This window comes from uncultured Roseobacter sp., from assembly GCF_947499265.1.
GTDB lineage: Bacteria > Pseudomonadota > Alphaproteobacteria > Rhodobacterales > Rhodobacteraceae > Roseobacter.
Genome location: NZ_CANMNK010000001.1, coordinates 147,866 through 164,144 on the forward strand (window position 1 = coordinate 147,866; position 16,279 = coordinate 164,144).

Annotated in this window: 15 protein-coding genes; 5 read left to right on the forward strand and 10 right to left on the reverse strand. The window is 60.7% G+C overall.

What is annotated here, in order from left to right; genetic code table 11:
- The first annotated feature begins 26 nt into the window (after positions 1 to 26).
- From Q1A63_RS00695 to uxuA, 4 genes are read left to right on the forward strand one after another with little or no spacing between them, the layout of a single operon-like run.
- Positions 27 to 1,064 carry a Gfo/Idh/MocA family oxidoreductase gene (locus Q1A63_RS00695; protein ID WP_298968404.1) on the forward strand — a complete coding sequence of 346 codons (1,038 nt, stop codon included), beginning with the start codon at positions 27 to 29 and terminating at the stop codon, positions 1,062 to 1,064.
- Positions 1,061 to 2,068 (forward strand): Gfo/Idh/MocA family oxidoreductase, encoded by a 1,008-nt coding sequence (locus Q1A63_RS00700; RefSeq protein WP_298968405.1) that lies wholly within the window; start codon positions 1,061 to 1,063, stop codon positions 2,066 to 2,068. Before Q1A63_RS00695 ends, Q1A63_RS00700 begins: the two co-directional genes overlap by 4 nt.
- Positions 2,065 to 3,117, forward strand: a complete 1,053-nt coding sequence (locus Q1A63_RS00705) for a Gfo/Idh/MocA family oxidoreductase (RefSeq protein WP_298968406.1) — start codon at positions 2,065 to 2,067, stop codon at positions 3,115 to 3,117. Before Q1A63_RS00700 ends, Q1A63_RS00705 begins: the two co-directional genes overlap by 4 nt.
- The gene (gene uxuA, locus Q1A63_RS00710; RefSeq protein WP_298968408.1) at positions 3,114 to 4,295 is read left to right on the forward strand and encodes a mannonate dehydratase; all 1,182 of its coding nucleotides are present in this window, start codon (positions 3,114 to 3,116) and stop codon (positions 4,293 to 4,295) included. The genes Q1A63_RS00705 and uxuA overlap by 4 nt, the downstream gene beginning before the upstream one ends.
- A gap of 22 nt (positions 4,296 to 4,317) precedes the next feature.
- Here the strand turns inward: uxuA and rmuC are convergent, their stop codons facing one another.
- The 7 genes from rmuC to puuE all read right to left on the reverse strand — a co-directional run bounded on the left by rmuC (position 4,318) and on the right by puuE (position 12,871).
- A complete protein-coding gene (gene rmuC / locus Q1A63_RS00715) occupies positions 4,318 to 5,556 on the reverse strand; it encodes a DNA recombination protein RmuC (RefSeq protein ID WP_298968409.1) in 1,239 nt (412 codons plus the stop codon).
- Positions 5,553 to 7,373: a DNA mismatch repair endonuclease MutL gene (mutL, locus tag Q1A63_RS00720; protein WP_299630320.1), complete on the reverse strand. Its 1,821-nt coding sequence runs from the start codon at positions 7,371 to 7,373 to the stop codon at positions 5,553 to 5,555. Before mutL ends, rmuC begins: the two co-directional genes overlap by 4 nt.
- Positions 7,374 to 7,490: 117 nt before the next feature.
- Positions 7,491 to 8,714 carry a urate hydroxylase PuuD gene (locus Q1A63_RS00725; RefSeq protein WP_299630322.1) on the reverse strand — a complete coding sequence of 408 codons (1,224 nt, stop codon included), beginning with the start codon at positions 8,712 to 8,714 and terminating at the stop codon, positions 7,491 to 7,493.
- Between the two features lie 88 nt (positions 8,715 to 8,802).
- Entirely contained in the window at positions 8,803 to 10,122 is a 1,320-nt protein-coding gene (locus Q1A63_RS00730; RefSeq protein ID WP_298968414.1) for a nucleobase:cation symporter-2 family protein, read from the reverse strand.
- Between the two features lie 45 nt (positions 10,123 to 10,167).
- Positions 10,168 to 10,656, reverse strand: a complete 489-nt coding sequence (locus tag Q1A63_RS00735) for an ureidoglycolate lyase (RefSeq protein WP_298968416.1) — start codon at positions 10,654 to 10,656, stop codon at positions 10,168 to 10,170.
- Positions 10,653 to 11,462, reverse strand: coding sequence for a bifunctional allantoicase/(S)-ureidoglycine aminohydrolase (locus Q1A63_RS00740; protein ID WP_298968417.1), 810 nt, complete (start codon positions 11,460 to 11,462; stop codon positions 10,653 to 10,655). Before Q1A63_RS00740 ends, Q1A63_RS00735 begins: the two co-directional genes overlap by 4 nt.
- Positions 11,459 to 12,871, reverse strand: a complete 1,413-nt coding sequence (gene puuE, locus Q1A63_RS00745) for an allantoinase PuuE (protein WP_298968418.1) — start codon at positions 12,869 to 12,871, stop codon at positions 11,459 to 11,461. The genes Q1A63_RS00740 and puuE overlap by 4 nt, the downstream gene beginning before the upstream one ends.
- 109 nt (positions 12,872 to 12,980) lie before the next feature.
- Between puuE and uraH the strand changes: the two genes are divergently transcribed.
- The gene (gene uraH / locus Q1A63_RS00750; protein WP_298968419.1) at positions 12,981 to 13,340 is read left to right on the forward strand and encodes a hydroxyisourate hydrolase; all 360 of its coding nucleotides are present in this window, start codon (positions 12,981 to 12,983) and stop codon (positions 13,338 to 13,340) included.
- Here uraH and Q1A63_RS00755 read toward each other — a convergent pair.
- From Q1A63_RS00755 to Q1A63_RS00765, 3 genes are read right to left on the reverse strand one after another with little or no spacing between them, the layout of a single operon-like run.
- Positions 13,337 to 14,266 (reverse strand): metal ABC transporter permease, encoded by a 930-nt coding sequence (locus tag Q1A63_RS00755; protein ID WP_298968420.1) that lies wholly within the window; start codon positions 14,264 to 14,266, stop codon positions 13,337 to 13,339. The genes uraH and Q1A63_RS00755 overlap by 4 nt on opposite strands.
- Entirely contained in the window at positions 14,263 to 15,468 is a 1,206-nt protein-coding gene (locus Q1A63_RS00760) for a metal ABC transporter permease (RefSeq protein ID WP_299630326.1), read from the reverse strand. The genes Q1A63_RS00755 and Q1A63_RS00760 overlap by 4 nt, the downstream gene beginning before the upstream one ends.
- 3 nt (positions 15,469 to 15,471) lie before the next feature.
- Complete coding sequence (locus Q1A63_RS00765; RefSeq protein WP_299630328.1) at positions 15,472 to 16,278, reverse strand: metal ABC transporter ATP-binding protein; 807 nt, start codon at positions 16,276 to 16,278, stop codon at positions 15,472 to 15,474.
- Position 16,279 lies beyond the last annotated feature (1 nt).

A 16,279-nucleotide genomic window follows, 5' to 3' on the forward strand; every position in this document is an offset into this window, starting at 1 on the left:
AATCTCCGCCCAAATTGGGGGTGGATATGAAAATTGCGTTGATCGGCTTGGGCATGGTTGCGGATACGCATCTTGCGGCGATCAAACACTCCGAAATGGCTCTGCAACTGGCCGGTGTGATGGGCCGGGATCGGCATCGTACCGCCGAATTCGCCGCCAAAGCAACGGATATGATGGGGCATCGCGTACCCGTTTTCGCCTCAGTCGAAGAGATCACCGCAGAGGATGATATTGATTTCGCCCTCATCGCGACGCCGCCCGATGCGCGGAAATCGCTGGTGGACATTCTGACGGCAGCAAAGAAGCCGATCCTGATGGAAAAACCCATCGAACGGACCCTGCCCGCCGCCCGCGCAATTGTCGAACAATGCGCAGCCCGGCATGTTACCCTGGGCATCGTTTTCCAGCACCGCGCCCGGGAAGCCTCCCGCGCGCTGAAAAAGGTGCTGAATGCCGAAGCGCTCGGGCAAATCGCAACGGTGGACATTCGCGTGCCGTGGTGGCGCGACCAGTCCTACTACGCGGCACCCGGACGCGGCACCTATGCGCGGGACGGCGGTGGGGTGATGATCAATCAGGCCATACATACCCTTGATCTTGCCCTCTGGCTGTTGGGACCGATCCGAACGGTTCAGGCGATGATGCGCACGACCCCCCTGCATCAGCTGGAAGCCGAAGACTGGACCGGTGCGGTGTTTGAAATGGAAAACGGTGCGGTGGGGACGTTGATGGCAACCACCGCGGCCTTTCCCGGTGACGCTGAAAGCATCAGCATCCAAGGCAGCAAAGCCGCCGCCCATCTGGCGTCCGGTGTTTTGACACTCACCCATCTGGACGGGCAGGTTGAGACCTTTGGCGCGGCGGCCAGCACCGGCGGCGGAGCTGACCCGATGGCTTTCACCCACGAATGGCATCAGTCGGTGATCGAAGATTTCGCACAAGCGCTCACAACCAATCGCCCGCCCCTCGCAACCGGTGCCAGCGCGCTGATGGCGCATTGCGTGATCGATGCCATGGAACGCGCCAATAGATCCGGTTCCGCAACACAGGTAGCCTCCGCATGACCCTCTCTTTTGTCGCCCTCGGCCTCGATCACCGACACATCTATGGCATGACGCAGAACATGCTGGACATCGGCGCGACATGTCTGGGTTACTGGACCGATGGCACGCCGGAAACGCTGTCTGGTTTTGCCAAGCGTTTTCCCAATCTTCCCCGATTTGACAAGGTGGAGGATGCATTGGCCTGCGGTGCGCGGCTTGCACTTATCTCTGCCATCCCGGCGGACCGCGCCGATCTTGCGACGCGTGCCATGCGGCAAGGCATGGACGTCATGACCGACAAACCCGGCTGCACCACCCGCGCGCAACTGGAGGAAATCAAACGCTGCGTGGCGGACACCGGGCGGATCTGGTCGATCAATTTCTCCGAAAGGTTCGAGGTGCCGGCGGTCACGCGCGCGTCCGATCTGGTGGCCGATGGTGCCATTGGCCGGGTCGTACACACCGCCGGGTTGGGTCCCCATCGTTTGAACCGAGGGACACGACCGCCCTGGTTCTTTGAACGGGATCAATACGGCGGCATTCTGACCGATATCGCGTCTCACCAGATTGACCAGTTCCTGCATTTCACCGGGTCAGACACTGCGGAAATCACCAACGCCTTCGTGGCCAATCACGCGAACCCGCAGGATGTGGGGCTGCAGGACTTCGGCGAATTGTCCCTGCGCAGCGCCAAGGTTACGGGCTACATCCGGGTCGATTGGTACACGCCGGATGGCCTGCCGACCTGGGGCGATGGGCGCCTGACAATCCTCGGGACCGAAGGCTATATCGAGCTACGCAAATACGTGGACGTGGGTGGGGCGGCGGGCACCGATCATCTGGTGCTGGTCAACGGCGACAGATGCGAGAAGATCGACGCGAGCGATGCAGGCCTGCCCTACTTTGAGCGGCTCGCTTATGACATCGAACACCGCTCCGCGACCGCGATGACGCAGGAACATTGCTTCACGGTGATGGAATTGGCTTTGCGGGCACAAGAGATCGCAGAACAGGGTGCCGCATGATCCGCGTGGCAATCCTGGGCGCAGGGATCGGGCGCGAGCATCTTGCTGCGTACCGCAAGCTGCCGGATGCCTTCCACGTTGCCATGATCGTGGATCAGGATCGCGCGCGTGCCGAAAATCTGCGCGACACAGATGACTTTGTGGTTGCACCGGACGTGAAGACAGCGCTGGACAACCCGGAAATCGATGTCATCGATATCTGCCTGCCACCGCATCTGCATGTACCGGTGGCGCTTAAGGCCCTGACCGCGGGCAAACATGTGATTTGCGAAAAACCACTCGCCACGTCGATGTCGGACGTCGACAAGATCCGGCAGGCCGCGGCGGAAAACAGCAAAGAGGTGTTCCCGGTTTTTCAGTATCGGTGGGGCCCGGCGCTGGCACAGTTGCGGGGTCTGATCGCCGCAGGTCTTGCCGGCAAACCGCAGGTGGCTGCGATTGAAACGCACTGGTCCCGGGGCGCGGACTACTACGCGGTCCCCTGGCGCGGAACCTGGGCGGGTGAACAAGGCGGCGCGGTCTTGGGGCACGCCATCCATAATCACGATCTGATGACGCATTTCATGGGACCTGTCGCCGCGCTTTCGGCGATGGTTGCGACACGTGTGAACCCCATCGAAACCGAAGATTGCGCCGCGATCAGCTTTCAAATGGCCAATGGTGCGCTCTGCACCAGCAGCATCACCCTGGGGGCGGCGACGGACGAAACGCGCATCCGTCTGGTTTTTGAGGAGCTCACCGCGACCTCCGCATCCGAGCCCTACGCCCCCGGTGCCGGGCACTGGACCTTCACGGCGCGGGACGCGGCAGATCAGCCAAGAGTTGATGCGCTGCTTGTCCAGCTGGCCGATGAATCTGTCGGTTTTGAAGGGTTTTTGGCGGCCATTTCTGACACACTGGCAGAGCAGGAAAGCAATGCGGTCACACTTGAGGAAGGCGCCGCCTCTGTTGAACTGGTCACAGCGATTTATGACGCCGCCCGCAGCGGTCACCGCGTGCATCTGCCGCTGGCAAAAACGCACCCACTCTATGAAGGATGGCAGCCATGAAACAGTGTTGGCGCTGGTTCGGACCACATGACAAAGTGGCCCTGGAGGACCTGCATCAAGTGGGCGTCGAAGGGATCGTCAGCGCCCTGCATCACATCCTGCCGGGTGACGTCTGGTCCGATGAGGAGATCACGCGCCGCCAATCCCTGCTGACAGACGCGGGTTTCAACTGGGACGTGGTGGAGAGCCTGCCGGTGTCCGAGGTCATAAAGACCCAAAGCGCGGGGATGGCGGAGCATCTGGGTGCCTATAAAACCAGTCTGGAAGCGCTGGCGCGACACGGTATCAAAACGGTCTGCTACAATTTCATGCCAATCCTTGACTGGACCCGCACCAGTCTGCGCGCCCCACAACCGCATGGTGGCACCGCGATGCTGTTTAGCCTGATGGATTTCGCCGCCTTTGATTTGCACATCCTGGCACGCCCAAACGCCCACGACGATTACTCCGCAGATCAACGCCAGACGGCGCGCGAACTATACCAAAACATGAGCGATGACGAGCGCCTGGCGCTGCAACAGAACGTCATCGCGGGGCTGCCCGGCGCCAATGATACATGGTCGCTGGCCGATATCTCTGCGCTGCTGGAGACCTACGCTGGCATTAACCCGGACAGGCTGCGCGCCAATCTGATCGATTTCCTGTCTGAGGTTGCGCCCGTTGCCGAACGCCTTGGTATGCGGCTCTGCTGCCACCCGGATGATCCGCCCTTCGGCCTGCTGGGGTTGCCGCGCGTGATGTCCAACACGCAAGACTATGCGCATGTGCTGGACGCCGTGGACCTGCCCGCCAATGGCGCCACGCTTTGCACCGGATCATTGGGTGTCAGCGCGGATTTCGATGCGGCAGGTTTTGTGGACCGGCTCGGACCGCGCATTCACTTTGCCCATCTGCGCAATACGAAACGGCTGACCAGCGGCGACCCGACCCGCCCGGACTTTTTCGAGGCCGCCCATCTGGAAGGGGATACCGATATGGTGGCCGCCATCCGGGCGCTGATGGCAGAGGAAAAGCGCCGCGCCGCGGCGGGTCGGACCGACTGGCAAATACCGATGCGGCCCGATCACGGTCAGGAGCTGCTCTATGACCGGGAAGCAGACAGCATGCCAGGATACCCGCTGATTGGTCGGATGCGCGGTCTGGCCGAGTTACGCGGTATCATGGCCGCCTGCGCTTGAGGTCGGGCCGCCCCGACCTAGGCTAACTCTCTGGTTTTGCAAGTGGAACGACGTTGCCCGCCTCATCGGGCGACAGTTCCTCAAAGTCAAAATTATCCAGCCGATGCGCCCGTTTACCCGCTTTGTCGGCGCTGATCTTGATCTCTTCGATGTCTTTTGAGGCCTGCGAAAAATGGCGGTCCAGATTGCCGACACGGGTGCCCAAACGATCCACATCTGCGACCAGTTTTGACAGCTCCGACCGGATGGCGCCCGCCTGCTCCCGCATGCGTGCATCTTTCAGGATCGCGCGCATCGTATTAAGCGTCGCCATGCAGGTCGTCGGCGACACAATCCAGACCCGCGCGTCAAACCCTTTGCGCACCAGATCCGGGAAATTCGCATGTAGTTCCGCATAGACCGCTTCCGACGGTAAAAACATCAGCGCCCCATCCGCTGTTTCCCCATCAATGATGTACTTATCAGAGATGTCATTGATGTGTTTGGTGACAGCGACCTTCATCTTTGCCACCGCCTCTTTCAGCTCCCAGTCCGTGTCGGCAACCCGGAGCGCTTCATAGGCCTCTAACGGAAATTTGCTGTCGATGACAATCGGGCCCGGTGGGTTTGGCAGGTGGATCAAACAATCCGCGCGTTTGCCGTTGCTCAGCGTGTGCTGCAACGCAAAACTGTCCTTTGGCAGGGCCTTGGACACGATGTCATGCAGCTGGATTTCCCCGAAAGCGCCGCGTGTCTGCTTGTTGCTCAGGATGTCCTGCAGCGACAATACATCGCCGGAGAGCTTGGTGATGTTGTCCTGCGCCTTGTCAATCGCGGCCAGCCGTTCCTGCAATTGCGTGAGCGATGTGGTGGTTTGCTTGGAAGAGCCGTGCAGCGTTTCCTTCATACGCTCCTGCAAATCAGAGAGGGATCTGGCCGACCGCAGCGCGTTGTCGGCGAGACGGTCCTGCATTTGCTGCTGTACGGTCGCCAGCCGGGCTTCAACAGTCTGGATCACCTGTGTCTGCGCGGTCGCCTGTGTGTCCGAAACGGTCTGCAGACCTCCACGCAATTGTTCCTGACCCGCCCCCAGCTGCTGAACGTGCTGGCCCAAAACGCCGATCTGCTGTGCCAGTGGCGCGGTCACCTGGGCACTGCGCGCAGTCGCGCGCACCGCTATGATCAGCAGGCAGATGATCACCAGCAACGCAAGGGCCCCAGCGATGGTCACCATCACCAGCGGGTCGTCCAGAGCATAGGTTTGTCCAGCAATTTCAATCATGTGCGGCCAAACAACCTTTCAATGTCGCTTAGCTTCAGTTCGACATAGGTGGGGCGCCCGTGGTTGCACTGACCAGAATGCGGCGTTGCCTCCATCTCGCGCAGCAATGCGTTCATTTCCTCCGCGCGCATCCGACGACCAGACCGGATGGAGCCATGGCAGGCGACCCGACTGAGGATGGCCTCGATCCGCGCCTGCAGAGTGTTGCTGCTGTTCTGATCGGAAAGCTCGTCCAGGATATCAAGCACCATGGCTTTGGCATCAATCTGACCCAGAATAGCCGGGGTTTCGCGTACGGCAATGGCTCCCCCGCCAAATGGTTCAATCCCTAAACCAAATTTCTCCAGGTCCTCCGCAGTGTCCATCAGCCGAGCACAATCTCCTGCGGAAAGCTCGACAATCTCGGGGATCAGCAACGCCTGACGGGCGACGCCATTTTCCGCCATTTGTTGTTTCAGTTTCTCGTAGACCAATCGTTCATGTGCGGCATGCTGGTCAACGATAACCATGCCATTGGCGGTCTGCGCGATGATGTAATTCTCATGCACCTGCCCGCGCGCAGTGCCCAAAGGATAGTCCTGATCCTCAACTGGTTCGGGCGCATCCTGAGGTTCCGGGGTTTCAACCCGCCCCCAAACCGGCTTTGTTTCCTGAAAACTCGCGGTCGTCGGCGCCGTCGGGCGACGGTCCATCTGATAGACGCGCGCACCGGTCGGTTCAGGGGTCATCGCGCCCAATGTGGCGTTGGCAACTGTCGTCGACGCCCGATGTCCGGCCTCAGCCAGCGCATGGCGCAGCGCCGAGACAATCAGCCCGCGTGCAAGCCCTGGGTCCCGAAACCGCACTTCGGATTTTGCCGGGTGCACGTTCACATCCACAAGGCTCGGATCGCAATCTATAAAGAGGGCGGCGGCGGGATGCCGGTCCCGGCTGAGGAAATCAAAGTAAGCACCACGCAACGCGCCAACCAGCAGTTTATCCCGAACCGGACGCCCGTTCACAAAGAGATATTGCGCCACAGCGGAGCCGCGCGAGTAGGTCGGCAGAGCGGCATAGCCCGTCAGATGCAGGCCTTCGCGTTCAGCGTCAATCGCTAGCGCGTTCTCCGCAAACTCACGGCCCAGAACCCGCGCTAAACGACCGTGCAGCGCGCTGAACAGATCGCCCTGTTCGGCGTCCGCGCGGAACACCTCGCGTCCTTGATCGCCGCCCGACACATCGCGCAGGATGAACTGCACGAAGGGTTCGGCCATGGCGAGGCGTTTGACCACATCGCTGATGGCCTGAGCCTCGGCACGGTCCGTGCGCAGAAATTTCAATCGCGCAGGTGTGGCGTAAAAGAGATCGCGCAGCGTGACCGTTGTGCCCTTGTTCAGCGCTGCGGGTTTGCTGGCCGACACTTTGCCGCCCGTGACGAAAATTTCCACGCCCTGCGCACCCTCCGCCCGGCTGGCAATCGTCAATCGCCCAACCGCCCCAAGCGATGGCAAAGCCTCCCCTCGGAAACCAAAGGTGTGGATGTTCAACAGGTCCGATCCATCGATTTTGGAGGTTGCGTGGCGGGACAAGGCGAGCGGCAGATCGTCCTCTGTCATGCCGCAGCCGTCGTCCTCGACGCGGATCAAGGTCTTGCCGCCGTCGGCATAGTCTATGGCGACGCGATGTGCGCCTGCGTCGAGGGCGTTTTCAATCAACTCTTTGGCAGCAGATGCGGGCCGCTCGACCACTTCTCCAGCGGCAATGCGGTTGATCGCCCCTTCGTCCAACTGACGGATAATCGGGCGCGTATCGCTTATATTGGGGTCGAGAGATGCCATACCGCTAAGTCTAGCATGCTCCGGACCGATTCTAAAACCGGATTTGCGTATCAGGATGGTTTGAAACGGCCCCTACCCGATGGCATCCGCCGTCTCATACCTCAGGCGCAGCTTAGCTTAGGAACCCGTTGCGGCACGGTACCATGCCACAATCAAGGCGCGCTCGTCCTCTTCGATATAGGACAGGTTCGCAGGCGGCATGGCGTGGCTTATGCCTGCCTGCAGATAGATATCGCGCGCCTGCCGCGCGATCTGATATTCCGTTTCCAGCCGCACACCCTTCGGCGCCCAATGCAGCCCGTCCCAAACCGGTTCCTCGGCGTGGCACATCGAGCACCGGCCCAGAACGATGTCCTGCACATCTTCAAACCCTTCCGCTTGCACGAAACGCAGATCTGCGCCCTGCGCTGTCTCCGGTTCCTCCCCCCGGTGCAGCGGCGCTGTCGACAACCACGTGATGAGGATGAAAATCAGCGCGGTCACCGCCCATGTCCAATGCGGATTTCCGGTGCGCGCATGCAGTGAGTTGAAATAATGCCGGATCGTGACGCCCATCAAAAACACCAGACTGGCAATCAGCCATGTGTTTTCCGTGGCGAAAGACAGCGGATAATGGTTGCTGAGCATCAGGAAAATGACGGGTAGCGTCAGGTAATTGTTGTGTGTGCTGCGCTGCTTGGCGATCTTACCGTATTTTGCATCCGGTGTTCGGCCCGCAATCAGATCGGCAACAACGATCTTCTGGTTGGGGATGATGATCCTGAAGACATTCGCCGACATGATCGTCGCCGTGAAGGCGCCCAGATGCAGCATGGCCGCGCGCCCGGAAAACACCGCCGTATAAAACCATGACATGCCGACCAAAACACCAAACAGCGCCACCATCAGCGCAGTCTGGTTCGCGTCCACAAAAACCCGGCACAGCTGGTTGTAAGCGACCCAGCCAAAGGCGAGTGATGCCAGCGAGATCCCTACCGCCTGCCAGACAGCTAGATCGGCCACCGCCGGATCAATCAGGTAGAATTCCGCGCCGAGGTAGTAGACGAGAACCAGCAGAGCAAAGCCGCTGAGCCAGGTGGCATAGCTTTCCCATTTGAACCACACGAGATCACCGGGCATCTGATCAGGCGCGACGAGGTATTTCTGGATGTGGTAGAAACCACCCCCGTGGACCTGCCATTCCTCGCCATCGGCACCGCTGGCCAGATTGCGATCCCGGTGCAGCCCCAGATCCAACGCGATGAAATAGAAAGAAGAGCCGATCCAGGCGATGCCCGTGATCACATGCAGCCACCTGACCGCAAATTCGATCCACGCGCCCATCACGGCAAAATCATACATCTTTCAGGTCCTGCGTTGGGTCCGCCATAGGGACAAAACTGCCATGGCGCCCGGCGCGCCATAGCCCATAAATCTGCGCTCGCGGCGATCAGACTTCGTCTGGCAGGGCCAGGTTGAGAACAATCGCCACCAATGCGGTGGGCGCAACCGCCGACGTGGCGAGCGTTTTGACCACACCCGGCAGGTATTGCACCGCCGTTGGCACCAAGTTCAAGCCCAAACCGGCAGCAAGGGACACGGCGATGATCACCATGTTCCGCCGGTTCATCTCAATCTCGCTGAGCACGTTGAGCCCTGCGGCGGCCACCATCCCGAACATGACGATCACACCACCCCCCAGAACGGGAAGCGGCATGGAGGCGATCACCGCGCCAATTTTTGGCACCAGCCCGCAGAGGATCAGGACAATGGCGCCAATCGTCACCACATGGCGGCTCATGATCCCGGTCATGCCGACAATGCCGACGTTCTGGCTGAAGGATGTGTTGGGCAGACCACCGAAGACGCCCGCGATGGCTGTGCCCAGACCATCCGCATAGGTGGCGCCGGAGATTTCCTCATCCGTCGCTTCGCGCCCCGCGCCTGCCTTGGTCGTGGCCGAGGTATCGCCGACGGTCTCAATCGCGGAGACAACGGATACCAGGGTTACGGCGATCACAGCGCCCAGCGAGAATTCAAACCCATAGGGCAACGGTGTGATAACCGTGAACCAGCTTGCATTGGCAACCGCTGAGAAATTGACCATACCCAGCATCAGCGCCAGCAGATATCCGACGACAAGACCGACAAGGATCGCGGCGTTCGACAGTGTGCCCTTTGTGAAGAACTTCAGCACCAGCGCGACGATCACAACCGACAAGGCCACGGACCAATGCATCAGGGACCCGAAGCTTTCCGCCTCCATCTGGAATGGCGCAGCTCCGCCTGCCGCATATTTGATCGCAACCGGGATGAGGTAGAGACCAATGGCGAGGATCACCAGGCCAGTGACCAGCGGCGGAAAGAGCCACCGCAGATGTCTGATGAAGGCGCCCAGCACGAAGTGGATGCAGCCGCCGATGATACAGGCGCTGAGTGCCACGCTGAGACCCTGCGTTGCTGCCACCCCGGCCAGAACCCCGACAAAGGCAAAGCTGGTGCCCTGCATGATCGGCAAGCGTGCGCCAACAGGCCCAAGGCCCACCGTTTGAAACAGCGTCGCGATTCCGGCAAACAGCATGGCCATCTGAATGAGATAAACCTGCTCGGGTCCACCAAAGGCGAGACCCGCCGCCCCGGCCACAATGATCGATGGCGTTACGTTCGAGGCGAACATCGCCAGCACATGCTGCAGGCCGAGTGGCACAGCCTGCGCCAGTGGCGGCGTTTGATCTGGGTCGCTGTAGGTGCCCGTGGTTATATCTGTCACGTCATGTCCCCGTGGTTCTTGGCCCGATTTTTTCGGCTCCAAGGTTTATGGAACCACTACATATGGCGGATCAAGCAAAACTTCTTCCAGATTGGGTGTATCGCCAATTCGGTCGATGACTGCAAAAATTCCGGGCGCCGCCAAGGGGGTCAGCACGCCATGCCAGATCTTACGGAAAAAATTGACCCCCTGATGTGGCTTGGTCAGAAACGCGCGCGGCACGCCCGGCGCACCGTTCTGATCTTCGGCGACAATCACCAGAAACGGGTTTTCAGTCATCGGAATGAACGCCTGGCTGCCCTCCGGGTGGCGTTCCATCAGAGATAGCGTGTAGGGCAGGCTGCGAGGTTCGGCGTCAAAGAGGCTGATGCCCGCGCGACCGTCTGTGCCAAAATCCAGCACCGCCTGGTCATGGTATCGCCCGCAGAGGCCCGCATTGATCATCTTGTCAGGGGTGCCTGCGCACTCCAGAACATCCCCGAAGGGCGCAAAAGCCTCTTTGGTCAGGTCTTCGCAGCGAATTTGGGGGCTCATAGCCGCACGTGACGGTTCACGTCCTTGTAAAGCAGATAGCGGAACGGCGCGTCGCCCGTTGCAATACAGGCCTGCGGACAGAAGGCGCGCAACCACATGAAATCGCCCGGTCCGACGCTGACCCAATCGGTGTTCAACAGGTATTCCGCAGTGCCCTGCAGCACATAAAGCCCGTGCTCCATTACATGGGTTTCGGCAAATGGAATGCGCCCCCCGGGTTGGAAGGTCACGATGTTCACATGGCAATCATGCGACAGGTCTTCAGGGTCAACGAACCGCGTGGTCGACCAGACCTCATTACAATCGGGCATCGGGGTTGCGGCCACGGCAGCGTCGGAGGTCACAAAGGCGCGGGGCACCTCGATGCCTGGCACGGGTTGATAGGATTTGCGTATCCAGTGAGTCTGAAAGGGCGCATCGCCACGGTTCCAGAGCGTCCAGTGATCCCCGGGCGGGATATAGGCATAGCTGCCGGGCGACAGCGGATGGATCACGCCATCGATGGTCAGCTCCGCAGCCCCACTCGCCACAAAGAGGATCGCCTGCGCCGAGATGTCCGGTTCCGGTGCATCAGACCCACCGCCCGGGGCAACCTCCAACGCATATTGCGCAAAGGTTTCGGCAAAGCCGCTGAGAGGTCGCGCCAGTATCCAGGCCCTTGTCTGCTGCCAACCCGGCAAGAAACTGGTGACGATGTCGCGCTGGGTCACAGCGGGCAGAACCGCGTAACTGGAGGTGAAAACGGCGGTGCTCTCAGGGTTTTCCGATTGATCCGGCAGGCCGCCGGGCGGGAATGCGTAGCTCATAAGATGGCCTCCAGACGTATCTCTGCAATGCGTTCAACCTGACGGCAAGCTTCGTCGAACTCCGTGTCGGTTTCATGATCCAGCCGCCGCTGGAACGCGCGCAGAATGCCAGCCTTGTCATGGTCTTTCACCGCGATGATGAAGGGGAAACCATGCTTTTTCACATAAGCCTTGTTGAGTTTTTCAAAACTGGCGCGTTCTTTATCTGTCAGCGCATCCAGCCCGGCGCTCGCCTGTTCTTTTGTGCTTTCCGCGGTCAGTCGTTTCGCCGCCGCAAGCTTTCCCGCCAGATCGGGGTGCGCGCGCAAGACGCCCATGCGTTCGTCAACGGTCGCACTGCGGAACATCCGCGCCAACGCGGAGTGCAAGCCAATTGCGGTATCATGCGCAGGCCCAAGTTCCAGATCAAAGGCGCGTTCGGCTATCCACTCGGAATGCTCAAAAATACCGCCGAACTTCTCCAGAAAATCGGCCTTTTTCAGCGCGGAGGGGCGCAGGCGTTTCCGGGGCGGGTGAACCTTGCGCCAATGCTCCGCGATTTCGATCCGACGCGGGCACCAAACACCCTCAAAGCCCTGAATGTAATCGATAAATCGTTTCAGCGCCTGCACGCGCCCGGGCCGACCAATGAGCCGACAGTGCAGGCCAACCGACATCATCTTCGCCGCGCCGGCAGCCCCTTCAGCATAAAGCGCATCAAACGTATCCCGCAGATACGCGTAGAACTGATCGCCCACATTGAACCCCTGTGGTGTGGCAAAGCGCATGTCGTTGCAATCCAGCGTATAGGGGATGATCAGCTGGTTGCGCCGCCCGATTTTGCTCCAATAGGGCAGATCGTCGTCATAGGTGTCCGAGATGTATTCGAACTGGCCGGTTTTTGCCGCCAGCGCCACGGTGTTGACCGAACAGCGCCCCGTGTACCATCCCCGCGGGCTTTCGCCTGTGACCTCTCCGTGCAGACGAATGGCCTCCATCATGTCGGCGGCTTCATCCGCCTCGGCATGATCCTTATAGTCGATCCACTTCAACCCGTGGCTGGCAATTTCCCATCCGGCCAATTGCATCGCCCGGACCTGTTCGGGTGCCCGCGCAAGCGCCGAGGCCACGCCATAGACCGTGACCGGCACGCCCGCGCCGGTAAACAGCCGGTGCAGCCGCCAGAAACCGGCGCGGGCACCATAGTCATAGATCGATTCCATGTTCCAATGCCGCTGACCGGGCCAGGGCTGCGCGCCAACAATCTCCGACAAAAAGGCTTCGGAGGCTGCGTCGCCATGCAGCAGGCAGTTTTCCCCACCCTCTTCAAAATTCAGAACAAATTGCACGGCAATACGCGCGCCACCTGGCCATGCAGCGTCGGGGGGATTGGCGCCATATCCTGAAAAATCACGGGGGTAACGCGTCACTGTTTATCTCCTGCGGCAGTGCAGCACCATTCAATACCGGCTGGCAGCGCGTTGCAATTCGTATCTGGGCCGGGCAGGTTGACCGCGACATTCCGCAAAGGAGCGCCCCATGGCCGAAGGATACCTGACCACGCATGTTCTGGACACCGCGCGCGGCTGCCCGGCGGCAGGCATCCGCATTCTGCTCTACCGTGTCTCCGGCAACAGCCACCGCAAAATCGCGGAGGCCGTGACGAATGCCGATGGCCGGACGGATCAACCGATCCTGGACAAGGCGGCTTTCAAGACCGGCACCTATGAGCTGATTTTCGAGGCCGGACCCTATCTGACGGCCAGCGGGGTTGCAGCCGAGGACCCGCTGTTTCTGGATACCATCCCGATCCGCTTTGGGATGTCGGAGGCCAACAGCCACTATCACGTGCCGTTGTTGCTGTCGCCCTTCGGCTATTCAACCTATCGCGGCAGCTAAGCCTCTTTTGCGGCGCCGCCACGGTGTCGGTGCGGGCCAAAGATGGCGGTGACGGCGAGGATCACGCCGGAAACGGTTGCAATCATCCCCGCCGCTGAGACGGACGAAGTGTACCCCAGCCACAGGGGGCCATAGCCCGCGATCACGTAGCCGAAAATGGCCGCGAGGGCCGCAAAGAGCACCGACCACGCCACCTGATGTTCCAACCGGTTGGTCATCAGCCGTGCGGCGGCCGGCGGGCAAATGAACATCGCGATCACGATGATGCTGCCCACGGCGTCAAAGGCAGCGACCGCCGCGATGGCGGACACGATCACCAGCGCCAAACCCAGGGGTTGTGTGCGCATGCCCATGGTTTGCGCAAACCCTTCATCGAAGGTGGAGATTTTCAGGGGCCGCCAGAACAGTGCGATGAATACCGCCACGGCCAGCAGCGCCGCCGCCATGCGCGGCAATTCCACCGGCAGGCCCGCCAATGCCACAGGGTCCAGTAGAGAGGCCCAGCCCGTCGCATCCAGCCAGATCAGGCTTTCGAGATTGCCAAAGAGCGCATGTTCGACGTCCAGATGCACCGATGAGGTGTCCGATTGCTCCAGCAGCAACACGCCCCCTGCAAACATGGTGGTAAAGACAACCCCCATGGCCGCCCCTGGCTCGATCTTCCCCAACCGGCGGATCGCCTCAATCGCGGCAACCGCGATGATCGCGGCACCAGCGGCACCCAAAAGCATGGGCCAAGTGGCAACGACCCCGGTCAGCAAAAACGCCACAACGATTCCAGGCAAGACCACATGGCTGATTGCGTCGCCGATCAGAGCCTGGCGGCGCAGGACCAGAAAATTGCCAGGCAAGGCGCAGGCAACCGCGACACAGATGCCGATCAGCAGCGGTGTCAGCGAGAGGGGGACGAATTCTGCACCCATCATGCGCCGACCCCTTGTGGTGCGGGAATGCGGCTGTCGATCTCGGTGATCTGATCGGGCGTCAACACGCGCTCAATCGGCGTCAGCCCGTCATAGTGGGCTGCGGCGGCCTCAAAACTCGGGTCGCGCCGGATCAATTGCCAGCGCATTTCATCCAGCAGCGCCTTGCCTGCGCGCCCCCGACCTTCCTCGGTTGGCACACCGTCCGGCAGCGCCCACCCCGCGCGGCGCAGCAAACGCAAGGTCAGGTTTTCATAGATCGGCTGGCCCTGCGCCAGCGCCAACAAGCCTTGCCGCAAGTGCACGCGGCGCTGGAATTTCCGGTGCCGGAGCACGGCGGCCAGAACGCCGCGTTGCGGTGCCAGCAACAGCGACACGAGAAAGATCGCAAACCCCACCAGGACGATGATCGGCCCGGTCGGCAAATCCGGCAAGGCAGCTGAAAGCGCGGCCCCCACATAAGCGGACACGCCACCTAGGAAGCCCGAAATCAGCACCACGTGATCGGTGCGTTCCGTCCAGAAGCGTGCGGTCACGGGGGGAATGATCAGCAGCGCCACGATCAGGATGAGCCCGACAATCTTGAGCCCCACAACCGTCACGGCAAGCACAATACCCATCATTGCCAGATCGGTTCGCGCCACGTTCTGTCCGCTTGCGGTGGCATATTCCGGATCAAAGGAGGCCAGCGTCAACGGGCGACGCAAGAGCATCACCAGCGCAAGCGTCAACGCCGCGGAAACGGCAATGATCAAAGCGTCAGACCGCAACATGCCCGCGGTGGAACCCAGCAGGAACCCCTCCAGCCCGGCCTGTTGGCCTGATTTCATGGTCTGGATCACCGTCAGACCCACGATGCCCATGCCAAAGAAAACCGATAGCACGGCCCCGATGGCGGCGTCTTCTGCCAACCGCGTCCGTGTGCTCAGCCAACTGACGCAGAGCAGCCCAATCGCGGCTGAGGCCGCAGCCCCTGCGAGCAGCCCCACAAGATTGCGGCCATCACCGCCAAAGGCGACCATCAGCATGAAGGCAATGGCCACACCGGGCAGCGTTGCATGGGAAATCGCATCGCTCACCAGCGCGCGTTTGCGTAGAAAGAGAAATGTACCGCCAACCCCTGCCGCCATGCCCAGCAGCATCGCACCCAATGTGACCAGGGTCGCATTGTACCCCAGTTGCAGTGACAACGCGTCGACGATCATGGCCTAGCCCAGCGTTCCGCTCAACTGGTCCATCTGTGCGCCCGCCAAACGGCCCCCGTAAGCGGCCTGCAGGTGTTCTTCGGTGAAAACGTCCTCGACCCGCCCTTCGGCCACCCGGCGGGTGTTGATCAGGAAGACATGGTCGAAATATTCTGCGACCGTGCTGAGATCATGGTGCACGGCCACAACCGTCTTGCCCGTATCCCGCAGTGACTTCAGAACCGCAATGATGGCCTTTTCGGTCGCGGCATCCACGCCCGCAAAAGGCTCATCCAGCAAATACAGATCCGCATCCTGCGCCAAAGCACGGGCCAGAAAGACCCGCTGTTGCTGGCCGCCCGAAAGTTCACCGATCTGGCGCGTGGCGAAATCTTCCATGCCCACGCGAGACAGGCATTCTAGCGCCTTTGCCCTATGCGCGCCACGGACCCGGCCCAGCAGACCCAGTTGCCGGTAGAGCCCCATCAATACCACATCGATCACCCGGGTCGGGAAATCCCAATCCACGCTGGCGCGTTGCGGCACATAGGCGATCCGGTCACGACAGGCGGCAACCGGCTGGCCGAACACGGTGGTCTGGCCCGCCAGAGGCTTGAGAATGCCCAAAGCAGCCTTGAGCAAAGTTGATTTACCCGCACCATTGGGTCCGATGATCGCGGTCATGGCCCCTGGCACCACGGTCATGTCGACCGAAAAAACTGCAGGCTTCTGACCATAGGAAACGGTGAGGCCCCGCACGGCCAAAGGGCTGGAGGACCGAGTGTCCTCCGCCGCTATAAATCCGTCACGGGTTGCAAGTGTCAGGTTCATT

Excerpts from the sequence above, each read along its gene's own strand:
- Q1A63_RS00695 (WP_298968404.1), top strand. The coding sequence starts at position 27 with ATGAAAATTGCGTTGATCGGCTTGGGCATGGTTGCGGATACGCATCTT.
- Q1A63_RS00700 (WP_298968405.1), top strand. The coding sequence starts at position 1,061 with ATGACCCTCTCTTTTGTCGCCCTCGGCCTCGATCACCGACACATCTAT.
- Q1A63_RS00705 (WP_298968406.1), top strand. The coding sequence starts at position 2,065 with ATGATCCGCGTGGCAATCCTGGGCGCAGGGATCGGGCGCGAGCATCTT.
- uxuA (WP_298968408.1), top strand. The coding sequence starts at position 3,114 with ATGAAACAGTGTTGGCGCTGGTTCGGACCACATGACAAAGTGGCCCTG.
- rmuC (WP_298968409.1), bottom strand. The coding sequence starts at position 5,556 with ATGATTGAAATTGCTGGACAAACCTATGCTCTGGACGACCCGCTGGTG.
- mutL (WP_299630320.1), bottom strand. The coding sequence starts at position 7,373 with ATGGCATCTCTCGACCCCAATATAAGCGATACGCGCCCGATTATCCGT.
- Q1A63_RS00725 (WP_299630322.1), bottom strand. The coding sequence starts at position 8,714 with ATGTATGATTTTGCCGTGATGGGCGCGTGGATCGAATTTGCGGTCAGG.
- Q1A63_RS00735 (WP_298968416.1), bottom strand. The coding sequence starts at position 10,656 with ATGAGCCCCCAAATTCGCTGCGAAGACCTGACCAAAGAGGCTTTTGCG.
- Q1A63_RS00740 (WP_298968417.1), bottom strand. The coding sequence starts at position 11,462 with ATGAGCTACGCATTCCCGCCCGGCGGCCTGCCGGATCAATCGGAAAAC.
- uraH (WP_298968419.1), top strand. The coding sequence starts at position 12,981 with ATGGCCGAAGGATACCTGACCACGCATGTTCTGGACACCGCGCGCGGC.
- Q1A63_RS00755 (WP_298968420.1), bottom strand. The coding sequence starts at position 14,266 with ATGATGGGTGCAGAATTCGTCCCCCTCTCGCTGACACCGCTGCTGATC.
- Q1A63_RS00760 (WP_299630326.1), bottom strand. The coding sequence starts at position 15,468 with ATGATCGTCGACGCGTTGTCACTGCAACTGGGGTACAATGCGACCCTG.
- Q1A63_RS00765 (WP_299630328.1), bottom strand. The coding sequence starts at position 16,278 with ATGAACCTGACACTTGCAACCCGTGACGGATTTATAGCGGCGGAGGAC.